Origin of the sequence: Roseibium sp. (assembly GCF_025698965.1) — a bacterium.
Taxonomy (GTDB): domain Bacteria; phylum Pseudomonadota; class Alphaproteobacteria; order Rhizobiales; family Stappiaceae; genus Roseibium.
In genome coordinates this window covers 23,756-35,073 of the sequence record NZ_JAILWL010000009.1, presented here as the reverse complement: position 1 = coordinate 35,073, position 11,318 = coordinate 23,756, and the positions used below count along the sequence as shown (strand labels likewise).

Below are 11,318 nucleotides of genomic sequence, written 5' to 3'. Positions count from 1 at the left end.
GTGCGTTCCCGCTTTCGAAATGGCAGGTGAGAATTTTCCGCCCGATTGTTCAAGCCCTTGTGAGAGCGGTGTTCGAAGGTCGGCATGATCTGGCGTTTGGCTGCACCATAGGAGCGCAACTTTTCGGTGATCATGCGCTTTGGCGGCAAGCCCTGCTTCTTCAGAAGCCGGATCAGCAATCGCCTGGCGGCCTTGGCATTGCAGCGCGTCTGCACAATCTCGTGAAGGACGTAGCCGGCCTGATCGACGGCCCGCCACAACCAGCTTGCCGACCGTTGAGGCGAACCGCAACTTCATCCAGGAGCCAGAAATCTCCCTTTCCAGGCACCTTGCGGCGCAGTCGACGCACATATTCGCAACCGTGTTTCCGGCACCATCGTCGGATCGTCTCGTAGGAAACAACGATACCTCGTTCGAGCAACATTTCCTCGATTTCGCGCAGGCTAAGATTGAAGCGGAAATAGAGCCAGACAGCACGGGACACGATATCGATCGGATAACGGTGGTTCTTGCAAGTCGGTGCAGTCCTGCTCATGCAATCCAACTAACCATTAAACCTTGCCAAACAATCAATGTGACAGCGCCGTTCATTCTCTCGAAATCCGAATTCCTGTAATGACACGTCCGGGTTCGCGGCACGTAATTCAAACGAGCCATACCGCACCGAGTAGGTATCGAAGAGGAACAAATGAATGCCTTCCCACCCCATGGTCACCTGTAGAACGCCGTGCAGTTCTCGCAATGTCGTAAAAGATGGCACAAGCACACGCCGCCAGATCATCGGGCTGATCCCCAAAAGGCGAATTTTCAACTGGCGGATTACGGGGGCGGAAGACACTCGATATCACTGCCACCATCAAACCCAAGATACAACTGCCCCGCACAGTCGAATTGCGCGGCGGGCGAGATAGTGCGGCCTCGGTGACTCAGGTCGGGCGTAACACGTTTTCCGATTACACCAATACGGGCGACAACAGGCATACGGACAAGTTTATGCCCGTGGATGTGCTGGCGGATCTGACGCTTGACTGCAAGGTGCGTGGCGAAGTGCTGTCGCTGCTGTCGGCGTTGTGCGATTTGGCGGGCGGGGCGTTTGTGCAGTCGTCGGAGCCGGACCGGGGCATGACGACGAAACAGCTTGAGCTGGTGGTGATCTGCCATCACCTTACCGACCTGGTCGATGATGACGAATTCACTGCCGAGGCTGGGCCGCAGGTGCTGGAAATCCTGAACGATTTTGCCCGGCTGAAACAGCATTTTCCGGCCGTTCACGGTGCCCCGGACTGGTGTCCGGGGCGGGTCCGGTGCTGGGGCTGGCGGTGCGGAATGACCGGGCTAAGTGGCCATTTGGCGTGCAAAGGCCTTTTTGCGGCTGGCAAGGTCTCTTTTCGCCTCTTCGAATGTTGTTTCGGCGCGCATCAGGTCGACAAGAGCTTTTTCCGTGTCTGTACCTCGAACCATTTCAGCAAGCTTTTCAACGTCCCGTGCGTTGTTGCTCCAAAGGTTTGTGAGGTCGCCTACCAGAAGGTTTATTCTGTGTTTGCAATGCTGGCCGTTGGCTGCCGCCGTGCAATCGCAGGTCATGGTGAATTTGTTTCCACTCCGCCTGGCTACAACTTCATAGGGAACGACTTCACGTCCCGTGATCAGGAATCTCAAAGTTTTCAAATTTCAGTTCTCCCGGATTTTTCCAGTGTTCGACTTGTAGGGCACGTGAATACCAAGCGCCGCGTGACCGCGAAGCTGCGTGTGCGTGTTGAATGGACTTGCGGCCTTGAGGCCCGGTGTCGGTGTCTCTGTGTTGCGGTATGAGGTCCGGAATTTTCTTCAAAAGGGTCTCCCGGGATTGAGGAGGAACGAAGGAGTTCGCACATCAGCAGGCCCATGCGGAAAACGCGAGCGGCTCTGCAGTGGATTCGGAGGTGTGGAATGAGACTATTTGCTCAACCGTCGGCTAATCTAGGCACGGTCAACCGATCTGGAGTATTCGAACCTGTAGGTGCACGAGCTCTTGTCGCACACCATGCAATCTTTCTTCATCTGGCTACCTTGAAGAATGCTTATCTTCGCATTCTGATAACATACTGGACATACGTAATGCATGGGATCGCCCTCGGCACGATCTGCTTTAAGGCGATACACCGACGCGCCGGCCGGCGTTTGCCAGAGCGCATAGCGATCAAGTTTGCTCTTTACTACCACTGCCTCAAGAGCAGCTTTCTCGATCTTGGACAGCGTCTTCTGGATTGCTATGTTCGCGCGGTTCGCGTTGGTAATCTCGCTCTTCAAGGCCGCGACAAGGTGATTAAGCTCCATATCGCCTGCATGCTTCGATCGGGAGGCAAGGCTCTGAAGCTCGGCCGCGAGATCCATGGCGGTGCTGGTGTGGCGCAGGCTGAGGCCGATAGCTTCACCGTGCTCTTGAATAGTATCCTGAAAGTTGACCACTAGGTTCTCCGCGGGCTGAGGGTGAACGGGAAGAGTTTCATCTCAGCAAACCTGCACGGAAAAGTCGAGCGGGGCCGGGCACTTCCATCACTTTTTTCAGGACAAAAGGAGGCGCGTGCGTGTGACGGTTCCCTATTGGAATTCGCTTTCGCCCGAGAAAACGACGGACGCCATCCGTCCGCTGGGGCGCAGGGGTTTTTTGGAGTGCGCCCCTTGGGCTGGACGATGTGAGTTTTTGATTTTCCCCAGTCTTGGCCTTCGGATAAGGAAATCCCATGACCAAGAGACGCCATCGCCGCCACAGCATTCCGTTCAAGCGCATGATTGTTGAAGCGTATGTCAATGGAACCGCGCTCAATGCTTTGAGCGTAGAGTGCGATATCTGCCGCCATTTGATCCACACCTGGATCGAAAAATACGAGAAAGGTAAATTTGACAGCGAGACTGTAGAGGCTGAGCAGTTTCCTGAATATGAAGCCCAATTTGCTGCATTGGAGCGGCTCGTTGGCCGTCAGGCTCTCGAGATTGAGTTTTTAAAACAGCAAGGATGCGCACAGCATCGAAGACAAGCGAACGCTCATCGATCATTACCGGGCCGCTGGTCTCTCTGTCCGGCGAGGATGTGAACTGATGGGGTTGCCACATTCCACATTCTGTACAAGGGCGGCCACAGCTGAAGAAGATCCTATAGTTGCTGAGATCCAAGACATCGTCGCGACGTTCAAAGGTTATGGCAATCGCCGCGTGACGGCTGAACTTCGCCATCGCGGTATGATTGTCAATTCCAAGAAAGTGCAGCGTATCATGCGAGAGAACGGTTTAAATCCAAAACAAAATCGCCGTTATGTGTTACGACGGACAGCAATAATGACAGCCCGATCTACCCGAACCTGGCAAAGGGATTTGAGGTTTTTGGCCCCAACCAGTTCTGGGCGGGGGACATTACCTCTCTCCCAATCGCAACGGGGTTCTGCTACCTCGTTGTCATTTTGGATGTCTGGTCTCGAAAAGCTGTTGGGTACGCACTCGGTAAACGCACAGATTTGCGACTTACAGCCGCTGCGCTCAATTCAGCAATCGAAAAGCGAAAACCACAGCCAGGCTGCCTGTTTCACTCCGATCGCGGCGTTCAATATGCGGCCAGCTTACACAGGCGAATCCTGAAGGAGAATGGGTTTGTTGGCTCTATGAGCTCGCGTGGCGACCTCGACGACAACCCCTACGCAGCGAGCTTCATGAAGACGTTGAAAGCCGAAGCTGTCTACACCACTGAATACGAGACCTTTGAAGACGTAGCAGATCACCTGCCAAGCTTCATTGAAAAAACATACACAAAAAAAGAGGTTACATTCTGCTCTGGGCTACGTCAGCCCAAATTGCTATGAGGAAAAACACGACCGGGACGCGACAAAGTCAGCCGGTACCGACATCCCCCCGTCTCACGAACAGAGCCAGGTCAGTTGATCAGAGGGAACTGATACACCGGATCAAGGGACTGATCTCACAATTCAAAGACAGTAGGGATCTCAGGATGATGGGAGGATTTCAGCCTGCCGGGGCCGACCAACTTGAAACGGTGTGCCGATTTATGCCTAAGATTTACGAGGCGCTGCGCCAGCGCGCAGATCAACTCCAACCGACAGTCCCCTTTGCCGAACTGGAGCAGGCTCTCTCCGACGCTTCATAAGCCAAGTTTCGATTGTTTAGTAAAAGTGCACATATACCAATTTGTTTTGCGATTAATACATATGTATGATGGAGCACACATCGAATTTTCAGCAGTAAATGGCGATATTTGATATTTTGAGATAACTTTTCGTGATTTTTCTCTCTATATTGATGGCTTTTTATTTAGATTGGATTGTGGGTATACGAATTATCGACACCTTAAAACTCAAAATAAACCTTAGGTCAGGGAGAAAATGTTGACCTTATGCCTCTGCAAAACTACGGATTAATACTGGAACAATCCAAGGGGCGGACATGTTTATTATAGTAGATTCAAGAGAAATGGTGACCGCTGGCTATGCTTCGGCATTCGAGCGGGAAGGATACACGTCACTCAAATTGCATCCAGGGAAACTGAAGGACTGGCTGGAAGTAACCTGCGCGCAGGATTTGAGGTCGGTGGAAGCAATTTTGCTCGGTGAAGGCGAGGAGCGGAGCGGATTTGTCTCTCCTATCCGAAATCACTGTCCGGAGGCTCAGATTTTTGCATTGGAAGATGCTTCAAGTCTCGACAACATGCTGCAGCTGTTCTTCGCAGGAGTGGACGATGTTTTGAGGAAGCCGGTACACGTCCGGGAGATAATTGCACGAGTCGGAGCCTTCAGACGCCGCATTTCCTCCAGAACCAGCTCAGCGGGAATCGGAGCAATTGAAGTGTTCTTTGACGGGCGGGACCCGACAGTCTACGGACAGGTGATGGAGCTACCACGTCGCGAAAGGCGCATTCTGGAATATCTGGTGAAGAACAAAGGACGCCGGATAACGAAAACGCAGATCTTCAACGCAGTCTATGGCGTGATGAACGATGGTGTCGATGAGTGTGTTGTCGAAAGTCATATTTCGAAGCTGCGCAAGAAACTTCGGAAGCGGCTCGGTTATGATGCAATCGAATCCACCCGGTATATTGGATACATGCTCAAGGACGGATCTACTCCAAAGCAGCAAGTCAGCGATTCGCGCCGTCCGGTACAGGCGCCACAATCAACAACTCGCGCTTTTGACTTAGCGGGCGAGAAAAACATGGGCAAGAAGCAATACTTGTCAGTGGTTGGCACATAGGGGAACGTCACCTATTAGTGAGCGTGTCACTGTCGGTATGAAAGCGGCCGCGGCGCGCTGAAGTGGTCCCGATATTCGAGACAGCTTAGCAGTTGAGCTAAGGTGTATCCGAGTTTGTATTCATGCCGCCGATTCAAGTTTCTGAGGCCCTTTGGGCGACACTACGCAAAATGACCTTACTGGACCGATAAGTCCCCACATGAAGCGGTACATATGTACTCACCGACCGGAGCCTAACGTTCTCCAACTTGGTCATTAACTACGGCAAACTTTTGCCGCCATCAACCGTAATCGATGCACCGGTTACGTAGGAAGATGACGGCAGTGCGAGGTAAACAGCAGTCCCTGCGATTTCGTCTGGCGAGGCACCTCTTTCCATCGGAATTCCAGCCGTTGCAAAACGGTAAAAATCCTCATTCCGCATTACCTGACTGTTGAAATCGCTGAACACAAGCCCGGGAGCGATGAGATTTGAAGTAATTTTTTGAGGAGCTAGTTCTAGAGCCATTGCCTTTGCCAATTGGCGGACACCTCCCTTGGTGGCGCAATAAAGACCCTGGCCTGGCATTACAATGTCTTGGTTGACCGAGGAAACGAAAATCAGGCGGCCTTCTGCCCGTCTGCCGATCATGTCTCTAGCAGCCTCTTGCGCGGCAGCGAAGTAGCATTGAAGATTAACGTTCAGCAGAGCTTCGAATTCAGCATCATCACATTCCATGATCGACTTTCGAATTGTGAAGCCAGCATTGTTCACAAGAATGTCAATCTTTCCGAAATGAGAAATGGTTGATCTAACCAACTCGCGTGCTGCGTTCGGGGTAGCGAAATCGAGGACTTCTGGATGAGCGTATACGCCAAATCTTGAGATTTCCCGTGCCAATTCGCTGGCTTGCTCCATATCGTCCCGGCTATGAATCGTTAAATCCGCACCTGCCTCGGCGAGGGCGAGGGCAATCGAGCGTCCAATCCCCTGGTTGGCAGATCCGGTTACCAAGGCGGTTTTGCCGCTGAGTGGTTTGCTGCTATTCATGCGGCGAATTTCCCTTCGCGTTGACCGGTGTAAGGAAGCTCGATCTTTAGGACACTCCCTGCGAGTGGTTCATTTCTCAACTGCTCCTGCGCAAGGCCCTGCCTTGCGGTAGTAACAAACAGGGTTCGGAGGTTTGACCCTCCGAATGTGCAGGATGTCGGTTGCGAAACAGGGAGATGTATAGCTCCAACGACTTCTCCGTCTGGGGAGATGCGCAGCACTTTCCCTGCTCCGAAAACCGCACTCCAGAGAAAACCTTCGCGGTCGACAGTCGCACCGTCTGGGACACCGGGTAGACTGGAAAGATCACAGAACGGGGTCCAATCGACCGGTTGTTGCAGCGGTTCGGAAGCCTTGATGAATTCTATTTTACCGCTTGGGGAGTCGGTAAAATACAAATGATCGGAGACGATATCGTGACAAAGGCCATTTGGAACGGTCAGACCTGACCTGACGAGGATCACACTGTCGTCCGGGGACAACCGATAGAGAGTACCGGTCGCCGACTTGCCGAAATCTCTCATGACGGAACACCACAAGTTCCCATAACGATCGCAGCAGGCATCGTTCATGCGGTGGTTTTGTGGAATGTGCAGATTAATACCGGGTAGCGGTCTTGCGCCCTGACCATCGAACCGGAAGACGTGCAATCCGTTTTCCATGCATGATATAACGCCTCCGGACGATCTGGGAACGACGGCACCAACCAGGTGCTGAAGGCGAAAGGATTGATGCATTCCGTTTGCTGGCCGGTATCTCTGAATGCTCGGAGCGCGAAGGTCTATCCAATAGAGCGTCTGCTCTTCTTCGTGCCATACAGGAGATTCACCAAGGGTGTTGTCTGTCTGAACGGCGATCTCAACCTTCGGAGGCTCTAAATCCAAAGAACTCACGAAGGTCTTCCCGAGGTGACAGGCAAAACAATGATGGCCATTTCGAAACGCCGGCGTGCACCGGCTTGAAGTTCAAGAAACTGCTTACCGGTTTCGAATCCTCCGCTTCGTCCTGCGGGTAGCGTTACCCAGGGCTCCACGCTGAAAATGTCCATACCCGGTAGGCTCCAAAGCGCCAGGTGTCTGGCGGACCCACTCCGGACAGCGACGGGCCACCGCATTCTATGTGCTCTCAAAATGAGTTCTTCAGAGCTGGTGTTCTTGAGCAGAAGCCCACCTTTTTGGAAATTTTCGGGCTCAATAGCGAGCGTATTTCCCTCCGCTATGAGCTGAATCGTTTTTTCTGTTTGCTTCATCTGCTGCATCAAAACAGCCTCTTGTGGCAAACACGCGATCGTTTCCAGCGTAACGTTGCCTGCTTTTGCAAGTGCATTGCGCGGCAATTGAAAAACAGGATGAAACCCGAAACCGAAGCGTGCATCAGCGTGACCGGTGTTTTCGATGACGACGGCGGTTTTCAGCATTTCGTTGGTCAGGCGATGGGAAATTTCGATGGTGAGGACCTGGTGGTTGCCGAAACCCTGAGGGACATGCTCGAGCCTGAAAACGACTTCTTCGCTGCTGGCGTCAACGAGATCGAATATCTCATTTCGAGCATATCCGTGGGCGGGCACTTTCCAGTCGGACGGAGGCTGGCCTATGACAGGAAACAAGACAGCGGACGGATGCGGCCAAGGATCGAAATTGCCATGAAAGAGAACCGGCTTGCCATGAAAAAATAACTGACGGAGTTCTGCGCCACGGTGGCTGAAGCCAGCCCGCAGACTACCGCATGCCATGAAGACGCGTTCAGCTTTTGCAGGTTGAAATGTCGGGTTGCTCATCCTTCCAGCGCCTGTTTCGAGGCCTTTTTCAGATGCAGGCGTATTGCAGTGACTGCCGCCTCTGGATTGCGCGCAAGGCAACCGTTCAAAATCGCCAGATGTTCTTCAATTACATCTAGGTCCCGGGTCGGTGGGATTTTGGTGTTGGCTCTTATCCAGCGGATATATGTGGCGTTGAGCTTGTAGGCGTTTGAAAGAAATACATTGGATTCATTTTCAATAAATGAGAAATGCATCTCCCAGTCTACAGAGGCCACCTTGTCATGAAAATCGGGCGCTTCAGTGTCCAGAGATTTTAGTGCTTCCGTCTTTTCGATGAGATTATTGATTTTGTCTATATGGCCTTTTACCGCAAACTGGGCGACGGCGGCTTCCTCCATAATGGACCGAAACCGGAAAGCATCGTGGATTGTTTGAACCGTAATTGAAGTGACCTGAATCCCCCGTTGCGGGTGGATTTGAACAAACCCTTCCAGAGCTAATCTTTGAGTTACTTCCCGTGTCTTTCCAAGCGGGATTTCCAACAAGCTCGAGATTTCCTTGAGCGTGAGGAAACTGCCTGGTTTGACGCCCTGTGTGAGCAGACAGCCCTTGAATTCAGCGATCGCGTTTTCGGCCAACATCAATTTTCATCTCGTGAGGTTTGCGCAATTTCGTTTGCATATTGGATCTTTTGCACACTCATGTCAATATAATGAACACACTGATTAATCAGTTTGACAAGAGTAAGTAAACAATTATACATCATCTTAGGTTCCATTCACGCCGATCCAGCCGGGGGGAGTTTGATGATCAGGCTAAGAGCAGTCGAAACCTTTGTAGTTTCTGCGGTTTCACAGTCTCCAGCCCGTTCGGTTTTGGGCGACCTCGTGACGCGAACTAGTCTTATCGCGCGTGTCACAGATTTTGAGGGCGCGCAGGGCTGGGGTGAGATCTGGTCGAATTTTCCGCCATCAGCGGCGAACCATCGGTCCGAGATTCTTCAGTCTCTCGTATTTCCGAGCATCAAGGATGCTGAGTTTGAATCGCCACGCAAGTTAGCGGATTTCATAACCGGACGCTGGCAGCTCCTGGCAAACCACACCGGGGAAACAGGCGCCTTTGAGAATATTGTCGCGGGAATAGACATTGCCGTATGGGATTTGCTTTCCAGAAAAGCCGGGTTGTCGCTGGCGAGTTTCGTACTCAGCAAAGCTGCGGACTGGTGTCACCTATCCATGCTAGTCCCTTACGCGCCAAAAGAAAAAGTTAGGGTTTACGCAAGTTCGCCCGATCGGGCGCAACTTGAGAGTCGGATTGAGGAAATTCTTTCTAATGGTCACCGAGCGGTAAAGCTTAAGGTCGGCTACTGCGATGAATCCGATGTTGATGTTGTCCGTCGTACACGCCGGCTGGTCGGTTCCGAATTTGAGATAATGGTCGATTCTAATCAAATCTGGTCCGTCGAACAGGCACTCGATGTGATTCCCAGACTGGACGAGTCTTGTCTCAGCTTTGTTGAAGAACCGGTACCCGCCACGCTACCCATATCGGAATGGGCCCGCCTCAACAGAGGGGTCAGACCTGATCTCGCCGGAGGAGAGAACATTCGATCTCTGGATGATCTCACACCGCACATTGAAACCGGTGGCATTCGGGTCATGCAGCCATCCATTACAAAGATCGGCGGAGTGACAGGTTGGCTCGACTTAGCGTCGGTGGCCGTGAATGCGGGTATGCGATTGTGCCCCCATTACATGGGCGCGGCGCCTGGGCTTGCCGTTACGCTTCAGCTTTTGTCACTGTTTGACGGCGCTGGCCCGATGGAGCTTGACGCCAACGACAATCCCCTTCGAACCAATATTGGTTTCCTTGATCTCTCAGTTGACGCGGGCACGATCAAAGTCCCCAAAGGGAACGGTACTGGCCTCGATCTCGAACCTGAGCAATGGCGCGATTTGAGCGAATGACCGGTCAAACGCAGAATATGGAGGAGAACTATGCTTAAATTGTCTGGAATGACCCTGGTCGCAAGCCTGCTGTTGGGGACCGCAGTAAAAGCGGAAACGTCGATCGTCTTTCGTTACAACGATGGAGACGTTGCGGTAATTGAGGCTGCTGTTGAGGAGTTTGAGGCGGCTAACCCGGATATCGATGTTACCGTTGAGCGCATCGCCTGGGGCGATGCACGAACCCAGTTTTTACGGGAAGCGCTGATCGGGGGTGGTCCGGACGTTGTGCATATCGCCTTTGTCTGGCCCCTTGAAATGGGACAGGCCGTCGCATTGCAGCCGCTGAATGACCTAATCAGCGAAAACGGCATTCAGTCCGGTATTGACGATTTCGTGGCGCAGGATCTATTCACCTCGAAAGAGGGAAGCATATTCGCTGTGCCGTGGACCACGGATACGTTTACTCTCGTTTACAACAAGGATCTTCTGTCCGAAGCTGGAATATCCGAATTCCCCTCAGAATGGCCAGCCCTAGCAGAAGCCAGCCGGAAAATCCACGAAGCCACCGGAAAAGCAGGCTTTGGCTTCAGTGCAGGTAGTGCAGCATCAAACGTCATCTGGTTTATGCTGAACTACTATTGGTGGTCGAACGGTCACGCACTGATCGTTGACGACGGCGCAGGCGGCTACAAAATGGGTATCACACCTGAAGAAGTCGCCGAAGGCTTCGAATATTTTGCGTCCTTCATGGGGGATGGTGGGAACCCGGACACAAATATCTCTGTGAGCTCTTGGTCAGATCCTTCAATCGTGAACGGCATGATTTCGGGCCATCAGGCCATTGCCTTCATGCCGCCTGCAACTTTCCGATCAATGTTGGATACTTATAGGTCCCAGACTGGGTCAGAGGAAACGCCCTTTGCTTCTGCAACGATACCGGCAGGTTCCGCCGGTGGGATCAGTCACCTTGGCGGTCGTTCTCTAGGGATCAATTCCAACACCAAGCACCCGGAAGAAAGCTTCAGGCTTGTTCAGTATCTGACGAGCAAGGGTTTCTTTGAAAAACACCTGAAAACCCAGATGCCCGCGCAAAAGGCGCTGTTATCCAGCGTGGACTTCGGTCCTGAGATGGCTGGATTTGCCACACAGCTTGCGAATGGTCGGAGCTGGGGGGCGTATGCCAATCCAAAGACGCCTATCGGAGAGATGTGGAACGAGACCGGCCGTTCGTTCGGTTCCTTCCTGATTGGCCAGATTTCTGCTGAGGTGGCGGCTCAGGACTTCTATGACAAAATTAGCGGAATGCTGGGAAAATAATCCGGCGGAACAAGGCTCCCCCGGATCG

At 52.5% G+C, this 11,318-nt stretch carries 12 protein-coding genes and 3 pseudogenes; 8 read left to right on the top strand and 7 right to left on the bottom strand.

Features of this window, described 5'->3' with window-relative positions; all coding sequences use genetic code 11:
* Both K5905_RS01715 and K5905_RS31565 read right to left on the bottom strand, forming a co-directional pair.
* A pseudogene (locus tag K5905_RS01715) lies at positions 1-535 on the bottom strand (IS6 family transposase); the annotation flags it as partial.
* A gap of 9 nt (positions 536-544) precedes the next feature.
* The gene (locus tag K5905_RS31565; protein ID WP_367186874.1) at positions 545-838 is read right to left on the bottom strand and encodes a plasmid pRiA4b ORF-3 family protein; all 294 of its coding nucleotides are present in this window, start codon (positions 836-838) and stop codon (positions 545-547) included.
* A 155-nt stretch (positions 839-993) separates the two neighbouring features.
* On the opposite strand from K5905_RS31565, the gene K5905_RS01710 reads away from it, so the two are divergent.
* Positions 994-1,812, top strand: coding sequence for a hypothetical protein (locus K5905_RS01710; protein WP_297579551.1), 819 nt, complete (start codon positions 994-996; stop codon positions 1,810-1,812).
* Between the two features lie 147 nt (positions 1,813-1,959).
* On the opposite strand, the gene K5905_RS01705 is transcribed toward K5905_RS01710, so the two are convergent.
* The gene (locus K5905_RS01705; RefSeq protein WP_297579548.1) at positions 1,960-2,448 is read right to left on the bottom strand and encodes a hypothetical protein; all 489 of its coding nucleotides are present in this window, start codon (positions 2,446-2,448) and stop codon (positions 1,960-1,962) included.
* Between the two features lie 275 nt (positions 2,449-2,723).
* Here K5905_RS01705 and K5905_RS01700 point away from each other — a divergent pair, with 275 nt between their 5' ends.
* From K5905_RS01700 to K5905_RS01690, 5 genes and pseudogenes are all read left to right on the top strand, one after another.
* Complete coding sequence (locus K5905_RS01700; RefSeq protein WP_297579545.1) at positions 2,724-3,074, top strand: helix-turn-helix domain-containing protein; 351 nt, start codon at positions 2,724-2,726, stop codon at positions 3,072-3,074.
* Between the two features lie 4 nt (positions 3,075-3,078).
* Positions 3,079-3,282: pseudogene (locus tag K5905_RS31560) on the top strand (IS3 family transposase); the annotation flags it as partial.
* Positions 3,282-3,833: pseudogene (locus K5905_RS31555) on the top strand (IS3 family transposase); the annotation flags it as partial. The pseudogenes K5905_RS31560 and K5905_RS31555, both read left to right, overlap by 1 nt.
* Positions 3,830-4,135, top strand: a complete 306-nt coding sequence (locus K5905_RS01695; RefSeq protein WP_297579542.1) for a hypothetical protein — start codon at positions 3,830-3,832, stop codon at positions 4,133-4,135. The pseudogene K5905_RS31555 and the gene K5905_RS01695, both read left to right, overlap by 4 nt.
* 296 nt (positions 4,136-4,431) lie before the next feature.
* Positions 4,432-5,235, top strand: coding sequence for a winged helix-turn-helix domain-containing protein (locus K5905_RS01690; RefSeq protein WP_297579540.1), 804 nt, complete (start codon positions 4,432-4,434; stop codon positions 5,233-5,235).
* Positions 5,236-5,494: 259 nt separating this feature from the next.
* Here the strand turns inward: K5905_RS01690 and K5905_RS01685 are convergent, their stop codons facing one another.
* Genes K5905_RS01685 through K5905_RS01670 form a run of 4 tightly spaced genes read right to left on the bottom strand, consistent with a single transcriptional unit; the run spans position 5,495 to position 8,665 of the window.
* Positions 5,495-6,265 carry an SDR family oxidoreductase gene (locus tag K5905_RS01685; RefSeq protein ID WP_297579537.1) on the bottom strand — a complete coding sequence of 257 codons (771 nt, stop codon included), beginning with the start codon at positions 6,263-6,265 and terminating at the stop codon, positions 5,495-5,497.
* The gene (locus tag K5905_RS01680; RefSeq protein ID WP_297579534.1) at positions 6,262-7,158 is read right to left on the bottom strand and encodes an SMP-30/gluconolactonase/LRE family protein; all 897 of its coding nucleotides are present in this window, start codon (positions 7,156-7,158) and stop codon (positions 6,262-6,264) included. Before K5905_RS01680 ends, K5905_RS01685 begins: the two co-directional genes overlap by 4 nt.
* Positions 7,155-7,997 carry a hypothetical protein gene (locus K5905_RS31550; protein ID WP_367186875.1) on the bottom strand — a complete coding sequence of 281 codons (843 nt, stop codon included), beginning with the start codon at positions 7,995-7,997 and terminating at the stop codon, positions 7,155-7,157. Before K5905_RS31550 ends, K5905_RS01680 begins: the two co-directional genes overlap by 4 nt.
* A 41-nt stretch (positions 7,998-8,038) precedes the next feature.
* Positions 8,039-8,665: a GntR family transcriptional regulator gene (locus K5905_RS01670; RefSeq protein WP_297579529.1), complete on the bottom strand. Its 627-nt coding sequence runs from the start codon at positions 8,663-8,665 to the stop codon at positions 8,039-8,041.
* 165 nt (positions 8,666-8,830) lie between these two features.
* Between K5905_RS01670 and K5905_RS01665 the strand changes: the two genes are divergently transcribed.
* Both K5905_RS01665 and K5905_RS01660 read left to right on the top strand, forming a co-directional pair.
* The gene (locus K5905_RS01665) at positions 8,831-9,991 is read left to right on the top strand and encodes a mandelate racemase/muconate lactonizing enzyme family protein (RefSeq protein WP_297579526.1); all 1,161 of its coding nucleotides are present in this window, start codon (positions 8,831-8,833) and stop codon (positions 9,989-9,991) included.
* A gap of 30 nt (positions 9,992-10,021) precedes the next feature.
* Positions 10,022-11,290 (top strand): extracellular solute-binding protein, encoded by a 1,269-nt coding sequence (locus K5905_RS01660; RefSeq protein WP_297579523.1) that lies wholly within the window; start codon positions 10,022-10,024, stop codon positions 11,288-11,290.
* Positions 11,291-11,318 lie beyond the last annotated feature (28 nt).